Genomic DNA, 22,218 nt, shown 5'->3' on the forward strand with positions numbered 1-22,218 from the left:
AGGACACGTCATGGCATATACATTCGATTTCAGCTCGATCAACGCGACCACGCTGGAGGTGCTGGGCGAGGGGATGCTGGTCTCGCTCAAGATCACCGTCACCGCGGTGGTGGTCGGCATCGTCTGGGGCACCATCCTGGCGATGATGCGGCTGTCCTCCGTCAAGCTGCTGAACTGGTTCGCGCAGGGCTACGTCACCATCTTCCGGTCGATTCCGCTGGTGATGGTGCTGTTGTGGTTCTTCCTGATCATCCCGCAGCTGCTGCAAAAGACGTTCAACCTGTCGCAGGCATCCGACCTGCGCATGACCTCGGCACTGATTGCCTTTGCCTTGTTCGAGGCGGCGTACTATTCGGAGATCATCCGCGCGGGTATCCAGAGCGTGTCGCGCGGGCAGATGTTCGCCGCGCAGGCCATGGGCATGACCTACGGGCAGGCGATGCGGCTGGTGATCCTGCCGCAGGCCTTCCGCAACATGGTGCCGCTGCTGCTCACGCAAGGCATCATCCTGTTCCAGGATACGTCGCTGGTCTACGTGAGCGCGCTGGCGGACTTCTTTGGCCAGGCCTACGGTATCGGCGAGCGTGACGGCCGCATCGTGGAGATGCTGCTGTTCGCCGGGCTGGTGTATTTCATTATCTGTTTCTCCGCATCGCTGCTGGTCAAGCGTTACCAGAAAAAGGTGGCCGTATGATTGAAATCAATAACGTCTCCAAGTGGTATGGCGCCTTCCAGGTGCTGACCGATTGCACCACCAAGGTCGCCAAGGGCGAAGTTGTGGTGGTGTGCGGCCCCTCGGGTTCGGGCAAGTCGACGCTGATCAAGACTGTCAACGCGCTGGAGCCCTTCCAGAAGGGCGACATCACGGTGGACGGCACCTCGGTGGGCTCGCCCAAGACCAACCTGCCCAAGCTGCGTTCGCGCGTGGGCATGGTGTTCCAGAACTTCGAGCTGTTCCCCCACCTGTCGATCACCGAGAACCTGACCATCGCGCAGATGAAGGTGCTCGGCCGCTCGAAGGAAGAGGCGACGGCGAAGGGCCTGAAGTACCTGGATCGCGTGGGCCTCAAAGCCCAGGCAGCCAAGTTCCCGGGCCAGCTGTCGGGCGGCCAGCAGCAGCGCGTGGCAATTGCCCGCGCGCTGTCGATGGATCCGATCTGCATGTTGTTCGACGAGCCGACCTCCGCGCTGGACCCGGAGATGGTCAACGAAGTGCTGGACGTGATGGTGCAGCTGGCGCAGGAAGGCATGACCATGATGTGCGTGACCCACGAAATGGGTTTCGCGCGCAAGGTCGCCAACCGCGTGATCTTCATGGACCAGGGCAAGATCGTCGAGGACTGCGCCAAGGAAGAGTTCTTCGGCAATATCGAAGCGCGCTCCGAGCGGGCCAGGCAGTTCCTGTCGAAGATCCTGCATCACTGATGCGGGTCGCCGCCCCGCCGCGCGGATGGGCGGCAGGCAGGATGCAAAAAGGGACGCCTCGGCGTCCCTTTTTGCATGGCTTGCCCGCAATGGTTCAGGTGCAGGCGCTGTTGGCCGCGTTCTTGGCCTGGACTTCCGGCGGGATCGGCACGGTCAGCGTCATCACCGAGCGGCCTTCCTCGAACATCATCAGCTCGCCGGGCGCAAAGGCGGTCCAGGTTTCGTTGTCGGTCAGTGGCGCGGTGGCGATCACCGCCACGCGGTCGTCGGGCGTGGTGACCTGGGCGAAATCGATCGACAGATCGGCATCGATCAGGTGGGCGGTGGAGAAGGGCCACTGGCGCACGATGTAGTACAGGCGCGTGGAGCAGTGGGAGAACAAGGCCTGGCCATTGGACAGCAGGTAGTTGAACACGCCGTGCTGCGTGATCTCGCGCGTGATGTCCGCCAGCGCGTGGCACAGCTCGTTGAGCGGCGGCTGCGAGCCGGGGAAGCGCTTGCGCAGCCCCTGCATCAGCGTGCAGAAGGCGAGTTCACTATCGGTGTCGCCGACCGGCTGGTAGACCCCCGACAGGAAAGGCGAAAAGTCCTTCAGGTCGCCGTTGTGGGCGAAGATCCAGTGCCGCCCCCACAGCTCGCGCATGAAGGGATGGCAGTTTTCCAGCCGCACCGTGCCCTGGGTCGCCTTGCGGATATGGGAGATGACGTTCTTGGACTTGATCGGGTAGCGCTTGACCAGCTCAGCCACGGGCGAGGTGCCGGCGGACTGGTTGTCGATGAACAGGCGGCAGGCCTTGTCCTCGAAGAACGCCACGCCAAAGCCATCGGCATGGTGATCCGTGACGCCGCCGCGGGCGGCGAAGCCGGTAAAGGAGAACGTCACGTCGGTCGGCGTGGCGCAGTTCATGCCGAGCAGCTGGCACATGGCGGGCACCGGACCGGCAGCGGGCTGCCGGATTGCAATAGAATGTTCCATTATCCGGCCTGCCCGGGTTATCTGCCAAGCGCAGCGCGTTTTTCCCCGATTTCAATACCATTCAGCGGGCCCTCGAGACATGAGCAAATACAAGATCGCAGTCATCCCCGGCGATGGCATCGGCACTGAAGTGATGCCTGAGGGCCTGCGCGTGATGGACGCCGCCGCGCGCCGGTTCGGCATCGACATGCAGTTCGATCACTTCGACTTCTCCAGCTGCGACTACTACGCACGCCACGGCAAGATGCTGCCGGACGACTGGTTCGACACCCTGGTCAAGTACGACGCCATCTACTTTGGCGCGGTGGGCTGGCCGGACGCGGTGCCTGATCATGTCTCGCTGTGGGGCTCGCTGTTGCAGTTCCGGCGCTCTTTCGACCAGTATGTCAACCTGCGCCCGGTGCGGCTGATGCCCGGCATCCGCAGCCCGCTGGTGGACCGCGACGGCAATGCGCGCAAACCGGGCGACATCGATTTCTACGTGGTGCGCGAGAACACCGAGGGCGAGTACTCCAGCATCGGCGGGCGCATGTTCCCCGGCACCGACCGCGAGGTGGTGATCCAGGAAACGGTGATGACGCGAACGGGCGTGGACCGCATCCTCAAGTTCGCCTTCGATCTGGCGCAAAAGCGTCCGGCCAGGCATCTGACCTCGGCCACCAAGTCCAACGGCATCTCCATCACCATGCCGTACTGGGACGAGCGGGTGGAGGCCATGGCTACCCACTACCCCGGCGTGAAGGTGGATAAGTACCACATCGACATCCTCACCGCGCACTTCGTCCAGCATCCAGACTGGTTCGACGTGGTGGTTGCCAGCAACCTGTTCGGCGACATCCTGTCCGACCTGGGCCCGGCCTGCACCGGCACCATCGGCATCGCGCCCTCGGGCAATATCAACCCGGACCGCACCTTCCCCAGCCTGTTCGAGCCGGTGCACGGCTCCGCGCCGGACATCGCCGGGCGCGGCGTGGCCAACCCGATTGGCCAGATCTGGTGCGGCGCCATGATGCTGGAGCATCTGGGCCAGCCGGAAGCCGGCGCGGCCGTGCTGGGTGCCATCGAGAAGGTGCTGTCGGCCGGGCCGGAGCATGCCCCGCTGACCCGCGACATTGGCGGCAAGGCCGGCACGGCGGACCTCGGCCAGGCCATCGCGCAAGCGCTGTGAGCACGACCGCCCAACCTTTGCCGGCCACCGCGGCCGACGCGCGCGCCCTGCTGCTCGATAGCTTCCATGCCGCGGTGGCGGCAGCGGATCCGCTGCGCATCGTGGCGGACCACCTGCCGCCGCCCCAGGCTGGCGGGCGTACCCTGGTGGTAGGCGCCGGCAAGGCTGCGGCCTCGATGGCGCTGGCCGTGGAGCGGGCGTATGCCAGCCAGAACAGCGCGGTGCAGCTCGACGGGCTGGTGGTGACGCGCTACGCCCACGGCCTGCCGACCGAACACGTGCGCGTGATAGAGGCCGGCCACCCGGTGCCGGACGAGGCCGGCGAGCGCGCCGCGGCCGAGATCCTGGCTCGGGCGGGCGAGCTCGGGCCGGATGACAGGCTGATCGTGCTGGTGTCCGGCGGCGGTTCCAGCCTGCTGTCGCTGCCGGCCGAGGGCATCGCCATGGCGGACCTCAAGGCCACCACGCAGGAGTTGCTGCGCTGCGGCGCTCCCATTACGGACATGAATATCGTGCGCAAGCACCTGTCGCGCATCCAGGGCGGGCGCCTCGCCCAGGCCTGCCGCGCGCCGGTGACCACGCTGATCGTGTCCGACGTTGCCGGGGACGACCCCAGCGCCATCGCCTCCGGCCCTACCGTGCCAGACGCCAGTACCTACGCTGATGCCCTGGCGGTCCTGCGCCGCTACGGCGCGGCGGTCCCGCCGGTGGTGCAGGCGCACCTGGAGCGCGGCGCGCGCGGCGAAGTGGCGGAAACGCCCAAGCCTGGCGATCCACTGTTCGCGCGGGTTGAGAATCGTGTGATCGCCACCGCCCACGGCAGCCTGATGGCGGCAGCGGATCACTTCCGCGCACGCGGCATCCAGCCGGTGGTGCTGGGCGACACGGTGACCGGCGAGGCCCAGGAAGTTGCCCGGGTCTACGCCGCGCTGGTGCGTGAGATACGCGCGTACAATGCGCCATTCGCGGTGCCCGTGGTGCTGATTTCCGGTGGTGAATGCACCGTCACGTTGCCGCAGGGCGGTAGCGGGGCGGCTGGAAAGCCCCGTGGCGGAAGGTGCTCGGAGTTCCTGCTGTCACTCGCCCTGGAGCTGGATGGCGTTGAACATGTGTACGCTATCGCGGCGGACACCGACGGCATCGACGGCTCCGAGGATAATGCCGGCGCGTTGCTGGACCCGTCCACGCTCGCGCGTGCGCAGGCTGCCGGTGCACCGGCGCGCGCGCGGCTCGACGCGCATGATGCCTGGGGCTTCTTCGAAGCCGCCGGCGACCTCGTGGTGACGGGCCCCACGCGGACCAATGTGAATGACTACCGCGCCATCCTGATTCTGTAATCCCTGATAAGCGCCAGCCGCGACTGCCGGCCGGCCCCCGAAAGCCATGACCCAGACTCTCACCATTACCCGCCCGGACGACTGGCACCTGCACCTGCGCGACGGCACGGCCCTCGCCGCCGTCCTGCCGGACACCGCCCGCCAGTTCGCCCGCGCCATCATCATGCCCAACCTGAAGCCGCCCGTGACCACGGTGGCGCAGGCCGCGGCCTACCGCGACCGCATCCTGGCCGCGCTGCCGGCGGGCATGGCGTTCGAGCCGCTGATGACGCTGTACCTGACCGACAAGACCACCGCCGAGGAAATCGTCGCTGCCAAGGCCAGCGGCTTCGTGCACGGGGTCAAGCTGTATCCGGCCGGCGCCACCACCAACAGCGATGCCGGCGTGACCGACCTGCGCCACTGCGCGGCAGCACTGGAAGCCATGCAGCGCGTGGGCCTGCCGCTGCTGGTGCACGGCGAAGTGACCGATCCGGCGATCGATATCTTCGACCGCGAAGCCGTCTTCATCGACAAGGTCATGACGCCGCTGCGCCGCGACTTCCCGGCGCTCAAGGTGGTGTTCGAGCACATCACCACCAAGGATGCGGCCGAGTACGTGCGCGACGCGCAAGGTCCCGTCGCCGCCACCATCACTGCGCATCACCTGCTGTACAACCGCAACGCCATCTTCACCGGCGGCATCCGCCCGCACTATTACTGCCTGCCGGTGCTCAAGCGCGAGACCCACCGCGAAGCCCTGGTGGCCGCGGCCGTGTCCGGCAGTGAGCGCTTCTTCCTCGGCACAGACAGCGCGCCGCACGCGCGCGGGCTGAAGGAGCATGCCTGCGGCTGCGCCGGCTGCTATACCGGGCTGCACGCCATGGAGCTCTACGCCGAGGCCTTCGAAGCCGCCGGCGCGCTGGACAAGCTGGAAGCCTTTGCCAGCTTCAACGGCCCGGCGTTCTACGGCCTGCCGCGCAATAGCGGCACGCTCACCCTGGTCCGCGAGGCGTGGGAGCTGCCGGCCGAACTGCCCTATGGCGACACCACGCTGGTGCCGCTGCGCGGCGGCGAAACGCTGCATTGGAAGGCCCGCTAAGCCGCGCTGGCGAAGTGGAAGTGCAAGCAGAGAGCCAGGTCCGGCTGGCGCTGGCTGCGGCGGTGGCGCAGATCGACTGGACGCAACCTTGGTTCCGGCCGTTCGCCACCATCGGCTCCGCGCTGGACAGCGCGCTGCGAGGCGGCGCCGACCTGCGCGCCGTCCTCAGCGAAGTGGCCACGCAGCGCGCGCTGCGCAATGCCCGCGGCGTGCCGCTGCGTTTCGTTGCGCAAGCCGAATTGCCCGCCGGCACGGCCTACGAGGCACATATTTACGCCACCGGCGCCGTGCCGACGCGCGACAACCTGCACGATTTCTTCAATGCGCTCATCTGGCTGCATTTTCCCCGTTCCAAAGGCGTGCTGAACCGGCTGCAGGCCCACGCTATCGCGGTGGCAGGCGTGCAGGGCCGCCGTGGCAGCCTGCGCGATGCCGCGACCTTGTTCGACGAGAACGCCATTCTGTTCCTGAGTGCCGACAGTGGCCTGGAGTCCGTCTTGCGCGGTTTTGGCTGGGAGCACCTGTTCGTGGCGCGGCGGGATGTCTGGGACGGTAGCGAGCATGCCGGCAGCCGTGACAGCACCGCCCGCTGCAGCGTGGTGCCCTTCGGCCACGCCCTGCTGGAGAAGCTGGTGCGGCCCTATAAGGCCCTGACCGCACATGCATGGCCGCTGGCCATCCCGCCGGCTGCAGGCGCCGCGCTCCCCGGCTCGCTCGACGACGCCGTGTGCGCCTCGCTCGAAGCGGCCGAGCTGCACAGCGGCCGCTTTGCGCCGTTGCCGGTGCTGGGCATTCCCGGCTGGTGCGAAGCCAATCGCGATCCGGCCTACTACGCGGATACCACGGTGTTTCGTCCCGGGCGCCGCGCGCAGGCCGCATGAGGGTGGCCGGTTCGTGGCCAAACGGTGTTAGACTGCGGGCCGCAAAGCAGGCCAGACAATCGCTGCTTGCACCCTCGTGGTGCAAGGGGAGGAAAGTCCGGACTCCATAGGGCAGGGTGTTGGCTAATAGCCATCCACGGCAACGTGCGGAATAGGGCCACAGAGACGAGTCTTGCCATCGGGTTCGCCCGATGGGAAGGGTGAAACGCGGTAACCTCCACCTGGAGCAATCCCAAATAGGCAGGCATTGAGGCGGCCCGCTGAGCCTGCGGGTAGGGAGCTTGAGCCGGTCGGTAACGACCGGCCTAGAGGAATGATTGTCACGTGCCGGCAACCGCAAGGAAGCCGGCGCGCACAGAATCCGGCTTATCGGCCTGCTTTGCTTCTGATTCTTTAGTGTGGCGCGCACCCATCCCAATTGGAGGCGCCACCGCCGGCTCCCCCGGGACTGGGTAGGCGCCAGGCACCTAAACCTCCACAATTTCCATCGTGTGCGTGATTTCCGCCGTCTTGGCCAGCATGATCGAGGCCGAGCAATACTTGTCGTGCGACAGGTGGATGGCACGCTCGACCGCGCCGGGGTTCAGGTTGCGCCCGCTCACCGTGAAATGGAAGTTGATCTTGGTGAAAACCTTCGGGTCTTCGCTGGCGCGCTCCGCTTGCAGCTTCACGCTGCAGCCGCGCACATCCTGCCGGCTCTTTTTCAGGATCAGCACCACGTCATAGGCGGTGCAGCCGCCGGTGCCCAGCAGAACCATTTCCATCGGACGCGGGGCCAGGTTGTGGCCGCCGCCCTCGGGTGCACCGTCCATCGCCACGATATGGCCGCTGCCCGTCTCGGCCACGAAGCTCATGCCGTCGGTGCCCATCCAAGTTACTTTGCATTCCATTTTGTTCGATCCTGCGTTCTAGTGAGTGCGTATTCGATCATGAACACGCGATTTCAAAGCTTGCTTTTTGAGTATAGGCCACTTGGCTAGAAGCGCCGTAACTCGACATTTTTCCCGGAAACTGAAGCTTTCTTCTAAGATGACAGTACCGTGACAGCGCGGCACATTGTTAAGTTGTTGATTTTATTATATAAAAAATCTTCCTGCGTCTCTTGATAATTTTTCACAATACGGAATGTCATTTCGCACTGCAAATTTCCTTGCGCTGGGAGAGCGCTCATGTATAATTTGAACCATTGAACGACGGCGCACAACACGGCGCAGAGTGCGAAAGCGAATCGGATGGTTTCAGCCACATTCGCCGGCCCGCACCACGATCCAGCCCCGTCGATCTCCCGGTGTCTCCTCCACCCTCCTCCTTTGGTGGATTCAAACCCAAGCTCAATAGCTTGGGTTTTTTTTATTCTGCGCCCCCCAGACCGCATGCACATCCTGGCGCGAAGTGCTTCATGGCTTGCTTTTATGCTGTTTGCATCCATTCTGGATGGCGAGCAGCACACGGAGCGGCACCATCTTGGCGTTCTTCCCTAACTTTCCTTGTGCTCCAGCCTCAGTCCGCAGTATACTCGTAGGCTTTTCCGTCATGCCCGCGGGAAGGAATTCAGGGAGAGCCTGCACATACAAGCAGGAAGGTCAGATCCTAAGGGTCGGCCGACGACGTAAAGTCAATGTTTCGGGCAGGTTCTACAAGTCTCAGGAAAAATCATGAAGACCTTTTCCGCAAAGCCTGCAGAGGTTAAGCGCGACTGGTACGTGATTGACGCGACGGACAAAGTCCTCGGCCGTGTTGCCAGCGAAGTGGCACGCCGACTGCGCGGCAAGCACAAGCCGGAATTTACTCCGCACGTCGACACGGGTGATTACATCATCATCGTCAACGCAGGCAAGCTGCGTGTCACGGGTACCAAAGAAACCGACAAGAAGTACTATCGTCACTCGGGTTACCCGGGCGGCATTTACGAAACGACGTTCGGTAAGATGCAGCAACGTTTCCCGGGCCGCGCCCTGGAAAAAGCTGTGAAGGGCATGTTGCCGAAGGGCCCGCTGGGCTATGCGATGATCAAGAAGCTGAAGGTTTACGCCGAAGCCGAGCATCCGCATGAAGCGCAGCAGCCTAAAGCGCTGGAAATCTAAGGGGGCCATCCATGATCGGAAATTGGAATTACGGTACTGGCCGCCGCAAGAGCGCAGTGGCTCGGGTCTTCATCAAGTCGGGCAAGGGCGATATCATCGTCAATGGCAAGCCCATCAATGAGTATTTCGCTCGCGAAACCTCGCTGATGATCGTGCGCCAGCCGCTCGAACTGACTGCCAACGCACAGACCTTCGACATCAAGGTCAACGTCACTGGCGGCGGTGAAACGGGTCAAGCCGGCGCAGTGCGCCACGGCATCACCCGTGCACTGATCGACTACGATGCCACCCTGAAGCCGTCGCTGTCCAAGGCCGGTTTCGTCACGCGCGATGCGCGTGAAGTGGAACGTAAGAAGGTCGGTTTCCACAAGGCGCGTCGTCGGAAGCAATTCTCGAAGCGTTAATGTGTGTTCGGCAGGTCCGGGTCAACCGGATCTGGCCGTTCAGAAAAAACCGCACGGTTCGCCGTGCGGTTTTTTTTCGCCGCTAGCGCACGTAAAGGTGCTTGCAATGGTGCGCAACGGCAGGCTATTACCACGTTTTACAAATACTTTGCATCTCCCCGGATACAATCCCTGCTCTTGCCGCCCGGAGAACCCGACCATGATGCATTGGATGCGATGGCCTGCCGACCCGCACCGCGCCCGCCTGCCGGTGCCGGGCGTCCGCGGCGCATGAAGTATCGCGTGCTGCGCCCGCGCCGGGGCTCGTTATCCGGGAGCCTGGCGGTGCGTTCGCATCTGCCGTGGCCGCTGCGTGTGCTGGGCGCCGCCGCGGTGTTCGTTGTCGTGCTCGTGGTGGTGGTGGTCGCCGCGCATTGGGCGTATGACGCTGGCCGGCGGTTGGCTGGTGCGCCGGACAGGACGGCGGAGAACAAGGCGCTGCGCGAGCAGGTGGCGGCGATGACGGCTCAGCAAGAGCGCTTGCAGGCGGTGGCCAACACCGCCGAGGCGCAGTTGCAGATGGCCCGCAGCGCCCAGGAGGCGCTGGCCGGGCAGTTGAAGACGGCGGAAGGCGAGGTCGCCCAGCTCAAGGAAGACCTGGCATTTTTTGAGGGTCTGCTCCCGGCCAGCGGCAATACGTCAGGCATCCATGTGCGGAGTTTTCGCGTGGGTCTTGATGAAGCCGACCCGCTGAAGATGCACTATCGATTGCTGATAATGCAGGGTGGATCCAAGGCTTTTTCATCCTTGCCGGAGTTCCGCGGTGAGTTACAGTTAGTCGTTTCGCTGTTGCGGGATGGCAAGCCGGTCACCCTGAGCCTGCCGGAAAATGGCGCCGGTTTGTTGCCTGGCCTGCGGGTCACGCACTACCAGCGGATCGAAAGTGCCTTTGCGCTGCCTGCCGGCGCCACGGTGCGGGCGGTCACGGTACGAATTTTGCAAAACGGTCAGTTGCGCGCGACCCAGACGGCCATGCCGTAAGGGTGCGCTGGGCCAGCAACGGAAAAAGGGACCTATGTTGTTTTCCAAGAAGAAAGGCTTGTCGATCGATACCCTGATTGGCCAGCACAGCGTGATCCAGGGCGACCTGACGTTTTCGGGTGGCCTGCGCCTGGATGGCCGGGTACGCGGCAACGTGACGGCGGCTGCCGACCAGGCGAGCATGCTGGTCATCAGCGAAAAAGGCGTGGTCGAGGGCGAAGTCCGGGTCGGGCACCTGATTCTCAACGGCACGGTCACCGGGCCCGTGCACGCGACCGAGCTGCTGGAGCTGCAGCCGCACGCCCGCGTGCAGGGCGAGGTGCACTACGCCGCGCTGGAAATGCACCAGGGGGCATTGGTGGAGGGCCGCCTCGTGCCGCTCGGCAGTGCGCAGCCCAAGGCGCTGCCCAACCTGGTTCTGGCATCCGGCACGCAAGAATCCGCCTGATACGGCACCCGCGGCCTGGTTGCATCAACAGAACCCCTTGAATTCACGGGGTTTCGGCACGATCTTCCCGGAGCGCTTAAAATACAGGCGTATCTACATAGGAGAACCCCATGAACGCAGTCGCAGAGGCACCCGTTACCGAGGACATGCCGGCCCCGTTCGTCTTTACTGACAGCGCTGCCGACAAGGTCAAGCAGTTGATCGAGGAAGAGGGCAATGCCGAGCTGAAACTGCGCGTGTTCGTGCAGGGCGGCGGCTGTTCCGGCTTCCAGTATGGCTTCACCTTTGACGAAGAGGTGAACGAGGACGACACCACGCTGGACAAGAATGGCGTCACGCTGTTGATCGATTCGATGAGCTACCAGTATCTGGTGGGCGCCGAGATCGATTACAAGGAAGACATCAACGGCGCGCAATTCGTGATCAAGAACCCCAACGCAAGCACGACCTGCGGTTGCGGCTCTTCGTTCTCGGTATAAGGCTCGCAAGGGCGTCGCGGCTTCCGACAGGACACGCGGCAATAAAGAAGCGCACTTAGGTGCGCTTTTTTTATGCCTACCGGCGCCAGACCACCGGGAACCAGTCCTCGCGCATCCGCTCGCCGCTGGCCAGGCCGATTCCGGGGAAGGGCGGCGAGGTGCGGCCAGGCCGCTCCAGATAGCGCACGTCATCGCCCAGGAAACGTGCCGAGAAGGCGCGGCGCCGTTCCGTGCCGGTATTGCCCGCGGCACCATGTACCGTGCGGAAGTCGAACACCACGGCATCGCCCGGCTCCAGTTCCGGTATCAGGATTGCGTGGCTGCCGTCGTCCACGTCCGGCATTTCCATGAACTGGTCGCTGCCAGCATAGAAATTCTCATTGCTGGCCCAGCGCTTGGGCCTGACCAGTTTGGGCCAGCGGTGCGAGCCCAGCACCACGCGCAAGGTATTGGCGGTGGTGACTGGGTCCAGTGGGATCCAGTAGCTCGCGGTCTGCAGGCCATCCACGCAGTAGTAGGGCAGGTCCTGGTGCCACGGCGTGGGCTTTGCCGTGCCCGGTTCCTTGACCAGGATGTGCTCGTGGAACACCTGGACGGCCTCGGCTTGCATGATGTGGCCGGCGATGGCTGCGGCCGGTGAGCGGCGGATGAAGTCGGCGAACGGCTGGATGCGCTCCCAGTTGCAGTAATCCTCGAAAAAGCGGCCGCGCTCACCGCTGCCGACGTTCTCGATGGCAAAAGGGCCCGGCTTCGCGAGATTCTGCTCGAATCCTTCGCGCAGCGGCGTCACCCAATCGGTGAAGGCGCCGCGCAATACCAGGGCGCCGTCGCGCTGGTAGGTCTCGATTTCGGCTGCGGTGATGTGCATGAGGGTCCCATGGATGGCTGGCTTGGGACGAGTATCGGGGCAAGGTGGCAATAGGAAAAGAATATATTTCCTATGCTGTAGTATAGGAAATCATGATTGGATTCTCCTTCCGCCAGCTCGAGTACTTTGTCGCGGCCGCCGAGCATGGCAGCATCAGCGCGGCTGCCCGCGCGCGCCACGTATCGCAGCCTTCCGTGTCGCAGGCCGTGGCGCAGCTCGAGCAAACGCTGGGCGAGACCCTGTTTCGCCGCCAGGTCAGCCGCGGGCTGGAGCTGACGCCGGCTGGCCAGCGCCTGCTGGGCCGCGCTCGCGACATCCTGGCGCTGGCCGCCGGCCTGGCAACCGACGGCGTGGACCAGGCACAGGCTCGCGGCCTTAGCGGGCAACTGTCGCTAACGTGCTTCCAGGATCTTGGCGCCTACTTCGCACCGCGGCTGCTGGCCGGCTTCCGGCGGCTGCATCCGCATGTTGCCGTGACGCTGTTCGAGGCCGACCTGGCCACGGTGCATCGCACGCTCGCTGCCGGCAAGGCGGAACTGGCGCTGACCTACGATCTCGGCTTTGACCAGCGCATTGCACGCTGGGTACTTGCCCGGCTTGCGCCGTACGCCCTGCTGCACCCCGGCCATGCGCTGGCCGTCCAGCCAAGCGTGAGCCTGCAAGACCTGGCCGGCGAACGGCTGATCCTGGAGGATATCGCGCAAACACGTGAGTACTTCCTCTCGCTGTTCTGGGCGCACGGCTTGCGCCCGCAGTTGCACCAGTACACGCAGACCTTCGAGATGCAGCGCGGCCTGGTGGCGCACGGCTATGGCGTGGCGCTCTCATGCACGCGTCCGGCAGGCGACCACAGCTATGACGGGCAGCCCATCGTTTGCTTGCCACTGCGCGAGGCCGTGGCGCCGCAGCGCGTGGTGCTGGCGCGTTCGCCGGCCATGCGGCCGTCGCCCGTTGCGCAAGCGTTTATCCAGTGGGTTTGCGAGGCAGGCCACGCCGAGCCGGCGTGAGGGTGGCGAAGCGTGGTTATCGAGGGTAGAGCGCGCCCAAGACACGCGGGCCGGCCGCGCCGGTGACGGTAGGCACATTGCCAGGTGCCCCGCGCAGCATCTGCCGCGCCAGCCAGGCGAAAGCGATGCCCTCCACCTGCGATACGGGAACGCCCAGTTCGTCCGAGCTTTGCACCGCGACAGCGGGCAGCGCCTGCGCCAGCAATGCCATCACCAGGTGGTTGCGGGCGCCGCCGCCGCACACGATCAGCCGCGCCGCGTCGGGCGCGTGCTGGCTGACATCGCGGGCGATGGCCCCGGCGGTCAGCGCGGCCAGCGTGGCCTGCACGTCGGCGGGGTCGAGTGCCGTGCCGTGCTGGGAAAGATGATTTTCCAGCCAGGCGGGATGGAACAGGTCGCGGCCCGTGCTCTTGGGCGGGGCCACGCTGAAATAAGGCTCGGCCAGCAGGCGCGCCAGCAGCGCCTGGTCGACCTTGCCGCTGGCGCCCCAGGCGCCGCCGGCGTCGTAGGCCAGGCCGTGATGCCGGTCGATCCAGTAATCGAGCAGTACGTTGCCCGGACCGCAGTCAAAGCCGGTGACCGGCCGCGCCGCGCCGCCTGCGCTGGCGGCGGGCAGCACGCTGATATTGGAGATCCCGCCGATATTGCAGGCCACCCGCGTCTGCTCGGCGTCGCCGAACAGCGCCTGGTGCACCGCCGGTACCAAGGGTGCGCCCTGGCCGCCGGCCGCCACGTCGCGGCTGCGGAAATCCGCCACCACGTCGATGCCCGTCAACTCGGCCAGCAGCGCGGGTTGCTGGCTCTGCCGGGTATAGCCGATGCCGTCGTACAAGCCGGGCCGATGGCGCACGGTCTGGCCGTGCGCACCGATTGCCGCGATGGCGTCCGGCGCCAGCCCGGCATCGCGCAGCAGGGTTGCCACGCAAGCCGCATAGACGCGCGCCAGCCCGTTGGCGGCCAGCGCCTCGCGGTGGATTTCATCATCGCCGGGCTGCTGCAGCGCGCTGAACGCGTCGCGCAGCTCTGCCGGGAAGGGCTGGAAGGCTGCCGCCAGCACCGTGGGCCGTGGCCCCGAGAAATCGACCAGCACGCCGTCCGCGCCGTCCATGCTGGTGCCGGACATGATGCCGATAAAGCAGTCTGGGGACGAAGTTGGCATGCTGGGCGGGCTTGATGGATCAATTGCTGGCCGAAGCCACGTTGTAGGTACGCAGCGCGTTGATGCGGCTGAGCATCTCGCTGGTATAGCTCAGGAACTGCTGGCGCGCCGGGCCGGACAGCGCGGGCGTGTCGAGCGCGGCGATGGCTAGCGGGTTCAGCGGCACATCGTTGACGCGGAACTCGTAGTGCAGGTGCGGGCCAGTGGCCCAGCCGGTCTGGCCGACGTAGCCTATGACCTCGCCTTGCGACACATGCTGCCCGCGCTTCATCGTGGCAAAGCCTGACAGGTGCGCGTAGTAGGTGGAGTAGCCGCTATGGTGCTTGAGGATGACGATGTTGCCGTAGCCGTTCTGCTGACCGACAAACTCGACTTCGCCGTCGCCGGTGGCCATCACCTTGGTGCCCGTGGGTGCGGCAAAGTCCACGCCCTTGTGCTGCGCCCAGTGGTGGTGCAGCGGATGGTCACGCCCGCCGAAGCCCGACGACACGCGCGAGAACTCCACCGGCGAGCGCAGGAACGGCCGCTTCATGCTGCGCCCGTCAAAGGTGTAGTACGCGCCCTGCTTGCTGCCTTCCGGTGCGTACCAGAGCGCCTGGTGCAACTGGTTGTGGTTGATCAGCTCGACCGCCATCACGCGCCCGTTGCGCACGAACGCGCCGTCGCGAAAGCCCGCTTCGTAGACGATGCGAAAGCGGTCTCCGCTGGTGATGTCATGGTGGAAATCGATCACGCCGGAGAAGATCGAGAGCATTTGCTGGACGATCTCGTCGGGCACATTGGCCGCGTCCATGGCCTTGAAGAAGCCACCCGAGGCAATGGCGCCGGACAGCATCTCATAGTGCAGCTCGTTCTTCACCGACTGCACGCGGGCCTTGTAGACCGGATCGGCAGGGTCGCCCGCGCGTTCGATCACCAGTTCGCGAGAGGCGTTTGCGTCACCGCCGAGGTTGGCTTGCAACGACACCAGCAGGTTGTTCTCGTCGACCTCGGCCTGCACCGTCTGGCCGGGATTGAGGTCGAACAGGCCGCGCGCGGTGGTGTTGCGCCGGATAAAGTCCTGCGCATCGGGGTCGTCCACGCCAAGCCGCTTGAGCAGGCTGGCAATGGTGTCGCCGCGCTGCATGCGCTCTTCGCGCACATAGGTGGCGTCGGTTTCGGTAAGCTGTTCGAGTTGCGTGCGCAGATCGGGCAGGCGTATCGCCTCCCGGACACGCGGAGCCTGGGGGTCGTCGAAGGCACTACGGGGGGCCACGCCCATGGCGGCTGCCATGCCCAGCGTGAACACCGTACCCACCGCTGCTGTCAACTGCTTGCGCCGACGGGCGTGCAGGGCATTGGTAGGATCGACCAGAACCACCAGCTCCCGCGCGAAAACTTCGCGGAGTCTGGACCACATCACGTAAAATTCACTCTTTGTTTCGGGCTGCGTTGCCGCGACGATTTTTTGCTTCGTCTGCCTTCCTCCCCGGAGGTGCGGCGCCTGCCATATTGGTTTGCCGCCTAGAATGGCGGTTGGCCCACGGGAGCATTCCCGTTTGCACAAGAAGCGCGGATTATACCAAAACCGGCCGCAAGCCGTTTTGTGCCGCGGTCTGAATTCTCATGTTTTTCAAAGACTTACGTCATGACTGAAGTTTCCTCCGGCGCTGCCACTTCCTACCCCCTCACGCCCACAGTGATGCACGCCCTGGAGGTGTCCAAGCGCGGTTGCGACGAACTGCTGGTCGAATCCGAATGGCTGGCCAAGCTCGCGCGCAGCGAAGCCACCGGCGTGCCGCTGCGCATCAAGCTGGGGCTGGACCCGACCGCGCCCGATATCCATATCGGCCACACGGTGGTGCTCAACAAGATGCGTCAGTTGCAAGACCTGGGCCACCAGGTCATCTTCCTGATCGGCGATTTCACCTCCACCATCGGCGATCCGTCCGGGCGCAACGCCACGCGTCCTCCGCTCACGCGCGAGCAGATCGAGGCCAACGCCCAGACCTACTACAGCCAGGCCAGCCTCGTGCTCGATCCGGCCAAGACCGAGATCCGCTACAACAGCGAGTGGTGCGATCCGCTGGGCGCGCGCGGCATGATCCAATTGGCGGCCAAGTACACCGTGGCGCGGATGATGGAGCGCGACGACTTCACCAAACGCTTCCGCACTGGGATTCCGATTTCGGTGCATGAGTTCCTTTACCCGCTCATGCAGGGCTACGACTCCGTCGCGCTCAAGGCCGACCTGGAACTGGGCGGCACCGACCAGAAGTTCAACCTGCTGGTGGGCCGGGAGCTGCAGAAGGAATACGGCCAGGAGCAGCAGTGCATCCTGACCATGCCGCTGCTGGTGGGCCTGGATGGCGTGGAGAAGATGTCCAAGTCCAAGGGCAACTACATCGGCGTGACCGAAGCCCCGAGCGAGATGTTCGGCAAGCTGATGAGCATCTCTGACGACCTGATGTGGAAGTACTTCGAGCTGCTGTCGTTCCGCCCCATGAGCGAGATCGACCTGATGAAGCAGGAGATCTCGCTGGGCCGTAATCCGCGCGACTGCAAGGTGATGCTCGGCCAGGAGATCGTCACGCGCTTCCACAGCGCAGCCGACGCCGACCGCGCGCTCGAGGATTTCAACCACCGCGCGCGCGGCGGCGTGCCCGACGAAATCCCCGAGGTCAGCCTTTCCGGCGCGCCGCTGGGCATCGGGCAGTTGCTCAAGCAGGCCAACCTGGTGCCGTCCACGTCGGAAGCCAACCGCAATATCGAGCAGGGCGGTGTCAAGATCGACGGCACCGTCGTCAGCGACAAGGGGCTGAAGGTCGAGGCCGGCAGCTATGTCGTGCAGGTGGGCAAGCGCCGCTTCGCACGCGTGACGCTGGCTTGAAGCCGGGCAGGAACGGCTCATGATTGCGTTGATCCAGCGGGTCGCCCAGGCCCGCGTCACTGTCGATGGCCGCACCACCGGCGAGATCGGCGCCGGGCTGCTGGCGCTGGTCTGCGCCGAGCGCGGCGACACCGAAGCGCAGGCCGAACGCCTGCTCGCCAAGCTGCTGGCCTACCGTGTGTTCTCTGATGAGGCCGGCAAGATGAACCTGCCCGTGCAGGACATCGATGGCCGCGGCACGCACGGTGGCCTGCTGGTGGTGTCGCAGTTCACGCTGGCCGCCGATACCAACAGCGGCACGCGGCCCAGTTTCACCCCGGCCGCGGCGCCCGCCGATGGCGAGCGCTTGTACAACCATTTCGTGGCGCGTGCGCGCGCCGCGCACGGCGAGGTGCAGACCGGCGAGTTCGGCGCGATGATGCAGGTCAGCCTGGTCAACGACGGTCCGGTCACCTTCTGGCTGCGCGTGCCGCCGGCCGCGCCGTCGGCCTCCTCCCAGCCAGCCCAGCCCAGGCCAGCCGCTGATGCGGCGACGGCCTGACCGGACATGACCCAGACAATCGCCTTCTACATCGCCACCAGCCTCGACGGCATGAACGCTTTGCCGGATGGCAGCGTGGACTGGCAACTGGCGGCGCACCAAGCCTTCGACGACGGCCTGCTGCAGCTCAGCTACCGCCGCCGCACGTCACCGCCGGGACCGGCCCTGGCCTGATCCCGTATGCCGCGCAGCGCGCGGCGCAACCCAGCAAGGAGAGAAACATGAAGCTCTGGAGCAACGCATTCAGCGACAACGGGCCGATTCCGATCGAGTTCGCTTTCGGTGCGATCGATCCCGCCACCCACGTGACGCTGTCGAGCAACCGCAATCCCGACCTGCACTGGGACGAGGCGCCGGCCGAGACGCGCTCCTTCGTCCTGATCTGCCACGATCCGGATGTGCCCAGCCGTGGCGACGACGTCAACCAGGAAGGCCGCGAAGTGCCCGCCTCGCTGCCGCGCGTGGATTTCTTTCACTGGGTGCTGGTGGATATTCCGATGGGGCTGCGCACCATCTCCGCGGGCACCCACAGCGATGGCGTGATCGCGCGCGGCAAGCCGGGGCCCGAGGCCACGGGCGGCACGGCCGCGGCAGGCGGGCTGCGCCACGGCCTGAACGACTACACCGGCTGGTTCGCCGGCGACCCGGACATGAAGGGCGACTACTATGGTTACGACGGCCCTTGCCCGCCGTGGAACGACAGCCTGGTGCACCACTACGTGTTTACCGTCTACGCGCTCGACCTGGACCGCCTGCCGCTAGAGGGCACCTTTACCGGCGCCATGGTGCGCGAGGCCATCCAGGGCCACGTGCTGGCGCAGGCAGCCTACACCGGCACCTATACCCTCAATCCTAAGCTTGCCGGCCAGCCGGCGAAGTAAGCACCGGCCGCGCGGCGCGCAAGCGCTGCGCGCCAGGGGCGCTACGGCAGCACAGCGTAGCGCCGCCTAAATCGCCTAAAGGAAACGGCATGTCGCAATTGCCCGGGCCGCATTCGCTGGCCTTCACCCACCTGATCCTGATCCGCCACGGCGAGACCGCATGGAACCGCGAGCGGCGCCTGCAAGGCCAGCTCGACATTCCGCTCAACGCCACCGGCGTGGCGCAGGCCGATGCCCTGGCCCAGGCGCTGGCGGTCGAGCCGATCGATGCGGTCTACGCCAGCGACCTCGCGCGCGCGATGCAGACGGCGGCGCCGCTGGCCGAGGCGCTCGGCCTGGCGGTGCAACCCGATCCCCGCTTGCGCGAGCGCTGCTACGGCGCGCTCGAAGGCATGACCTACGCGGAAGTGGCCGAGCAGCTGCCCGAGGATTTCGCCAGGTGGCAAGCGCGGGTTCCCGACTATGCGCCCGATGGCGGCGAGTCCTTGCTGGCGTTTCATGAGCGCGCGGTGGAAGCCGCGCTGGCGCTCGGGCGCCGCCATCCCGGCGAGCGCATCGCCCTGGTGGCGCATGGCGGCGTGCTGGACTGCCTGTACCGCGAAGCCAACGACATGACGCTGGAGGCGCCGCGCCGGCACGAACTGCTCAATGCCAGCATCAACCGGCTGCGCTGTGACAGCGTGCGGCTCACGGTCATGCAGTGGGCGGACGTGGGCCACCTGGAAGCGCTGACCCTCGACGAAGTCGACCGCAGGGTGCCCTGAGCCGCACTGGCCGCGCCGGGCGCGTCTTACACCCGCAGGCGGAAGGGCGTGAAATCGGTATTGCGGTCGTAGTAATCTTCGCGCTCGGCGCGCTTGAGGAAGTTCACCACTTTGTAGGTGACCGGCGTCATCACCACTTCCCATGTGGTCTTGAGGATGTACTGGGCAATGGCGACCTGGATCACTTTCTCCAGCGGCCAGATGCCGTAGAAGGCGATCACATAGAACAGCGAGGAATCGACCAGCTCGCCGGCCAGCGTGGAGCCAATGGTGCGGGTCCACAGCCAGCGGCCGTTGGTCCACAGCTTCATCTTGGCCAGCACATAGCTGTTGGTGAAGCTGCCGCAGCAGAACGCGATCAGCGAGCCTAGCGCGATGCGCCAGGTGTTGCCGAAGACGTCTTCCAGGCTCTTTTGGTAATCGCTCATGAAGGGCGCCACCGGCATCTTCAGCACCACGAGGCTCATGAAGGTGGCGAACGCCAGCGCCGCGAATCCGGCCCAGACCACGCGGCGATCACGCCCGTAGCCGTAGACCTCGGTCAGCACGTCCCCAAAAATGTACGAAATCGGGAAGAACAGCACGCCCGCGCCGAAGGTCACCGGGCCGATCACCGGCAGTGTGACCTGGGCCGCCTTGGCCGCGCCGATCAGGTTGGAGCACAGCAGGACCGTGACGAAAGCCACCATCACGAGATCGTAGTAACGATAGACGCGCCCGCTGTAGGCGGACGTGGCGCTTGACGTGGTCATCGGGGTGTTCCAGGGGCGATTTTTGGGCGATTATGCCAGCCGCGCCGCCAACTTGCCCCGCCACACTGTAGACGAGCGCGCGCCCTGGCCGGGTCGCCCCGGGCCAGGGCTGCCTGCGCGGGCTGCGGCTAGATGTTCAACTTGCTGATCTTGGAGCCGTCCAGCGACACATCGAACATCAGCCCGGCATTGGTCTGCACGAAGCCGATCACCGGCTGCTGGCCGGTGATCGTATCGAGTTTGCCGTTGGCACCGACCTTGGCGAGCGCCACGCCGGCATCCGCACCGACCGTCCAGCCGCTGCTGTTGACGAACTTGTTGTAAGCGTCGGGCGTCATGAACATCAGCACCACGGATTTGGACTGGCCGCCGGCGGTCGCGCCGATTGAGGCCGAGGTGGTGCGGTAGTAGCCCACCGATGCGCCCTTGGAGCGCAACACGCCCTCGCCGTATTCGCCGCCGACCACCAGCCCTGCCGACAGCACTCGCGGGAACACGAGGATGCCCTGGGCGCGCGAGGCCAGCTCGCGCGAGCTGTCGACGGTTGAGAACAGCCGGTTGAGCGCCCCGTCGGCACCCGCGTCGATTTCTTGCTTCTTGGCCGCCGCGTCGGTTGGCGCATTGGTGCCGGTGGTGGTGCAGCCAGCCGCGAACGCGGTGGCCACGACCAGGCCCGAGCCCGCCAGCCGGGTGACAAAGTGGCGTCGATTCATGTGCTCTCTCCTGTCAGGGATCAGTTAGCCGGCCGTCGGGCATCTGCCGTCAGTTGTCGCCTTGCCTTGGCGGTCGGGGCTAAGTCATTGTGTACAAGGAGCAAGCAGCCAGCAATGCACGACAAAAGAATTGTCTGCGGGCCTCGAAACTACTTAATGCGGGTTTCGATGCGCGGGTTTTGATGCCGCTCAGGCCGGGGCCGAATCGCTCTCGCCGGGCGCCGCCAGCCCGAAGTGCCGGTAGGCGGCGGCCGTGGCCATGCGGCCCCGCGGCGTGCGCTGCAGGTAGCCCTGCTGGATCAGGAAGGGCTCGAGCACGTCTTCGATGGTGTCGCGCTCCTCGCCGATGGCAGCGGCCAGGTTATCCACGCCCACCGGGCCGCCGCTGAACTTGAGCAGGATGGCTTCAAGCAGTTTGCGGTCCATCAGGTCGAAGCCGACCGCGTCCACGTCGAGCATGGCGAGCGCGGCGTCCGCGATGGTGCGCGTGATGTTTCCGTCTCCTTTGACTTCCGCAAAGTCGCGCACGCGGCGCAGCAGCCGGTTGGCGATCCGTGGTGTGCCGCGCGCGCGGCGTGCGATTTCCAGCGCGCCTAGCGGGTCGATGCGGGCACCCAGCAACTGGGCGGAGCGCGTGACGATGCGCGATAGTTCCTCGGCGGTGTAGAACTCCAGCCGCGCCACGATGCCGAAGCGGTCGCGCAGCGGGTTGGTCAGCATGCCCGCGCGGGTCGTGGCGCCGACCAGCGTGAAGGGTTGCAGGTCCAGCTTGACCGAGCGTGCGGCCGGGCCTTCGCCGATCATGATGTCGATCTGGTAATCCTCGAGCGCGGGGTACAGGATTTCCTCGACGACCGGGGACAACCGGTGGATTTCGTCGATGAACAGGACGTCGTTGGCTTCCAGGTTGGTCAGCAGTGCCGCCAGGTCGCCCGGGCGTTCCAGCACCGGGCCGGAGGTCTGGCGCAGGTTGACGCCCATTTCGCGGGCGATGATGTGCGCCAGCGTGGTCTTGCCCAGCCCCGGCGGCCCGAACAGCAGCACGTGATCGAGCGCTTCGCGCCGGTTGCGCGCGGCGTGCATGAAGATGTCTAGCTGGCCGCGCACTTTTTCCTGGCCGACGTATTCGTCGAGCAGCTTGGGACGCAGCGCCCGCTCGAAGGCCTCCTCGTTCGGGGAAACGGCGGTGGGGGCGATCACGCGATCGGCGCCCCGCTCGGTGGCTAGCTTGTCGGTTTCGATCATGTTACGGATGCGGGCAAAGTGGTTGGATTGTAGCCCTTCCGGGCGTGGCGCCGGCCGCGCGAGTCCTGCGCACGCCGCGCAGGCTCAGCGCCGGGAGCGTCCTTGGCCTGCCCGTG

Annotated in this window: 25 protein-coding genes and 1 other RNA gene; 18 read left to right on the top strand and 8 right to left on the bottom strand. The window is 65.4% G+C overall.

The window, feature by feature from the left end:
- Nucleotides 1-10 precede the first annotated feature (10 nt).
- Entirely contained in the window at nucleotides 11-694 is a 684-nt protein-coding gene (gltK, locus tag F7R26_RS02715; RefSeq protein ID WP_150987963.1) for a glutamate/aspartate ABC transporter permease GltK, read from the top strand.
- Nucleotides 691-1,425, top strand: coding sequence for an amino acid ABC transporter ATP-binding protein (locus tag F7R26_RS02720; RefSeq protein WP_150987966.1), 735 nt, complete (start codon nucleotides 691-693; stop codon nucleotides 1,423-1,425). Before gltK ends, F7R26_RS02720 begins: the two co-directional genes overlap by 4 nt.
- A 94-nt stretch (nucleotides 1,426-1,519) precedes the next feature.
- On the opposite strand, the gene F7R26_RS02725 is transcribed toward F7R26_RS02720, so the two are convergent.
- On the bottom strand, nucleotides 1,520-2,350 hold the full coding sequence (locus tag F7R26_RS02725) for a class II glutamine amidotransferase (protein WP_043343649.1): 831 nt from the start codon (nucleotides 2,348-2,350) through the stop codon (nucleotides 1,520-1,522).
- 130 nt (nucleotides 2,351-2,480) lie between these two features.
- Here F7R26_RS02725 and F7R26_RS02730 point away from each other — a divergent pair, with 130 nt between their 5' ends.
- The 5 genes from F7R26_RS02730 to rnpB all read left to right on the top strand — a co-directional run bounded on the left by F7R26_RS02730 (nucleotide 2,481) and on the right by rnpB (nucleotide 7,253).
- Entirely contained in the window at nucleotides 2,481-3,569 is a 1,089-nt protein-coding gene (locus F7R26_RS02730) for a tartrate dehydrogenase (protein ID WP_150987969.1), read from the top strand.
- Complete coding sequence (locus tag F7R26_RS02735) at nucleotides 3,566-4,906, top strand: glycerate kinase type-2 family protein (RefSeq protein ID WP_241754407.1); 1,341 nt, start codon at nucleotides 3,566-3,568, stop codon at nucleotides 4,904-4,906. Before F7R26_RS02730 ends, F7R26_RS02735 begins: the two co-directional genes overlap by 4 nt.
- A 46-nt stretch (nucleotides 4,907-4,952) precedes the next feature.
- A complete protein-coding gene (gene pyrC, locus F7R26_RS02740; protein ID WP_150987972.1) occupies nucleotides 4,953-5,987 on the top strand; it encodes a dihydroorotase in 1,035 nt (344 codons plus the stop codon).
- A gap of 20 nt (nucleotides 5,988-6,007) precedes the next feature.
- On the top strand, nucleotides 6,008-6,868 hold the full coding sequence (locus tag F7R26_RS02745; protein WP_150987975.1) for a DUF3025 domain-containing protein: 861 nt from the start codon (nucleotides 6,008-6,010) through the stop codon (nucleotides 6,866-6,868).
- Between the two features lie 43 nt (nucleotides 6,869-6,911).
- An RNA gene (rnpB, locus tag F7R26_RS02750) (RNase P RNA component class A) lies at nucleotides 6,912-7,253 on the top strand.
- Nucleotides 7,254-7,335: 82 nt separating this feature from the next.
- Here the strand turns inward: rnpB and F7R26_RS02755 are convergent.
- Nucleotides 7,336-7,758 carry an OsmC family protein gene (locus F7R26_RS02755; RefSeq protein WP_150987978.1) on the bottom strand — a complete coding sequence of 141 codons (423 nt, stop codon included), beginning with the start codon at nucleotides 7,756-7,758 and terminating at the stop codon, nucleotides 7,336-7,338.
- A gap of 765 nt (nucleotides 7,759-8,523) precedes the next feature.
- On the opposite strand from F7R26_RS02755, the gene rplM reads away from it, so the two are divergent.
- From rplM to erpA, 5 genes are all read left to right on the top strand, one after another.
- On the top strand, nucleotides 8,524-8,952 hold the full coding sequence (gene rplM, locus F7R26_RS02760) for a 50S ribosomal protein L13 (RefSeq protein WP_006156415.1): 429 nt from the start codon (nucleotides 8,524-8,526) through the stop codon (nucleotides 8,950-8,952).
- Between the two features lie 11 nt (nucleotides 8,953-8,963).
- A complete protein-coding gene (gene rpsI, locus F7R26_RS02765) occupies nucleotides 8,964-9,356 on the top strand; it encodes a 30S ribosomal protein S9 (RefSeq protein WP_006156414.1) in 393 nt (130 codons plus the stop codon).
- A 270-nt stretch (nucleotides 9,357-9,626) separates the two neighbouring features.
- Nucleotides 9,627-10,376, top strand: a complete 750-nt coding sequence (locus F7R26_RS02770; RefSeq protein WP_150987981.1) for a DUF6776 family protein — start codon at nucleotides 9,627-9,629, stop codon at nucleotides 10,374-10,376.
- Between the two features lie 34 nt (nucleotides 10,377-10,410).
- Nucleotides 10,411-10,824 (top strand): bactofilin family protein, encoded by a 414-nt coding sequence (locus F7R26_RS02775; protein ID WP_150987984.1) that lies wholly within the window; start codon nucleotides 10,411-10,413, stop codon nucleotides 10,822-10,824.
- Between the two features lie 110 nt (nucleotides 10,825-10,934).
- Nucleotides 10,935-11,303, top strand: coding sequence for an iron-sulfur cluster insertion protein ErpA (gene erpA, locus F7R26_RS02780; protein WP_150987988.1), 369 nt, complete (start codon nucleotides 10,935-10,937; stop codon nucleotides 11,301-11,303).
- Nucleotides 11,304-11,379: 76 nt separating this feature from the next.
- Here erpA and F7R26_RS02785 read toward each other — a convergent pair whose 3' ends face one another.
- Nucleotides 11,380-12,171, bottom strand: coding sequence for a phytanoyl-CoA dioxygenase family protein (locus tag F7R26_RS02785; RefSeq protein WP_150987991.1), 792 nt, complete (start codon nucleotides 12,169-12,171; stop codon nucleotides 11,380-11,382).
- A gap of 92 nt (nucleotides 12,172-12,263) precedes the next feature.
- Between F7R26_RS02785 and F7R26_RS02790 the strand changes: the two genes are divergently transcribed.
- Nucleotides 12,264-13,178, top strand: a complete 915-nt coding sequence (locus F7R26_RS02790) for a LysR family transcriptional regulator (protein ID WP_150987994.1) — start codon at nucleotides 12,264-12,266, stop codon at nucleotides 13,176-13,178.
- Nucleotides 13,179-13,194: 16 nt separating this feature from the next.
- On the opposite strand, the gene F7R26_RS02795 is transcribed toward F7R26_RS02790, so the two are convergent.
- Nucleotides 13,195-14,337, bottom strand: coding sequence for an anhydro-N-acetylmuramic acid kinase (locus tag F7R26_RS02795; RefSeq protein WP_150987997.1), 1,143 nt, complete (start codon nucleotides 14,335-14,337; stop codon nucleotides 13,195-13,197).
- A gap of 19 nt (nucleotides 14,338-14,356) precedes the next feature.
- Nucleotides 14,357-15,736: a M23 family metallopeptidase gene (locus F7R26_RS02800; protein ID WP_150988000.1), complete on the bottom strand. Its 1,380-nt coding sequence runs from the start codon at nucleotides 15,734-15,736 to the stop codon at nucleotides 14,357-14,359.
- Nucleotides 15,737-15,964: 228 nt separating this feature from the next.
- On the opposite strand from F7R26_RS02800, the gene tyrS reads away from it, so the two are divergent.
- From tyrS to F7R26_RS02825, 5 genes are all read left to right on the top strand, one after another.
- Complete coding sequence (gene tyrS / locus F7R26_RS02805) at nucleotides 15,965-17,206, top strand: tyrosine--tRNA ligase (protein WP_150988003.1); 1,242 nt, start codon at nucleotides 15,965-15,967, stop codon at nucleotides 17,204-17,206.
- A 19-nt stretch (nucleotides 17,207-17,225) separates the two neighbouring features.
- Complete coding sequence (gene dtd, locus F7R26_RS02810; RefSeq protein WP_150988005.1) at nucleotides 17,226-17,747, top strand: D-aminoacyl-tRNA deacylase; 522 nt, start codon at nucleotides 17,226-17,228, stop codon at nucleotides 17,745-17,747.
- Nucleotides 17,748-17,753: 6 nt separating this feature from the next.
- Complete coding sequence (locus F7R26_RS02815; RefSeq protein ID WP_170301930.1) at nucleotides 17,754-17,921, top strand: hypothetical protein; 168 nt, start codon at nucleotides 17,754-17,756, stop codon at nucleotides 17,919-17,921.
- Between the two features lie 47 nt (nucleotides 17,922-17,968).
- Nucleotides 17,969-18,628: a YbhB/YbcL family Raf kinase inhibitor-like protein gene (locus F7R26_RS02820; RefSeq protein WP_150988008.1), complete on the top strand. Its 660-nt coding sequence runs from the start codon at nucleotides 17,969-17,971 to the stop codon at nucleotides 18,626-18,628.
- An 89-nt stretch (nucleotides 18,629-18,717) separates the two neighbouring features.
- Nucleotides 18,718-19,392: a histidine phosphatase family protein gene (locus F7R26_RS02825; RefSeq protein ID WP_150988011.1), complete on the top strand. Its 675-nt coding sequence runs from the start codon at nucleotides 18,718-18,720 to the stop codon at nucleotides 19,390-19,392.
- Nucleotides 19,393-19,418: 26 nt separating this feature from the next.
- On the opposite strand, the gene F7R26_RS02830 is transcribed toward F7R26_RS02825, so the two are convergent.
- The 3 genes from F7R26_RS02830 to ruvB all read right to left on the bottom strand — a co-directional run bounded on the left by F7R26_RS02830 (nucleotide 19,419) and on the right by ruvB (nucleotide 22,102).
- Nucleotides 19,419-20,144, bottom strand: coding sequence for a queuosine precursor transporter (locus F7R26_RS02830; protein WP_150988014.1), 726 nt, complete (start codon nucleotides 20,142-20,144; stop codon nucleotides 19,419-19,421).
- A gap of 128 nt (nucleotides 20,145-20,272) precedes the next feature.
- Complete coding sequence (locus tag F7R26_RS02835; protein WP_150988016.1) at nucleotides 20,273-20,857, bottom strand: BPSL1445 family SYLF domain-containing lipoprotein; 585 nt, start codon at nucleotides 20,855-20,857, stop codon at nucleotides 20,273-20,275.
- Nucleotides 20,858-21,046: 189 nt separating this feature from the next.
- Nucleotides 21,047-22,102 carry a Holliday junction branch migration DNA helicase RuvB gene (gene ruvB, locus F7R26_RS02840; protein ID WP_043343714.1) on the bottom strand — a complete coding sequence of 352 codons (1,056 nt, stop codon included), beginning with the start codon at nucleotides 22,100-22,102 and terminating at the stop codon, nucleotides 21,047-21,049.
- Nucleotides 22,103-22,218: the final 116 nt, after the last annotated feature.

The organism is Cupriavidus basilensis (assembly GCF_008801925.2).
Lineage (GTDB): Bacteria > Pseudomonadota > Gammaproteobacteria > Burkholderiales > Burkholderiaceae > Cupriavidus > Cupriavidus basilensis.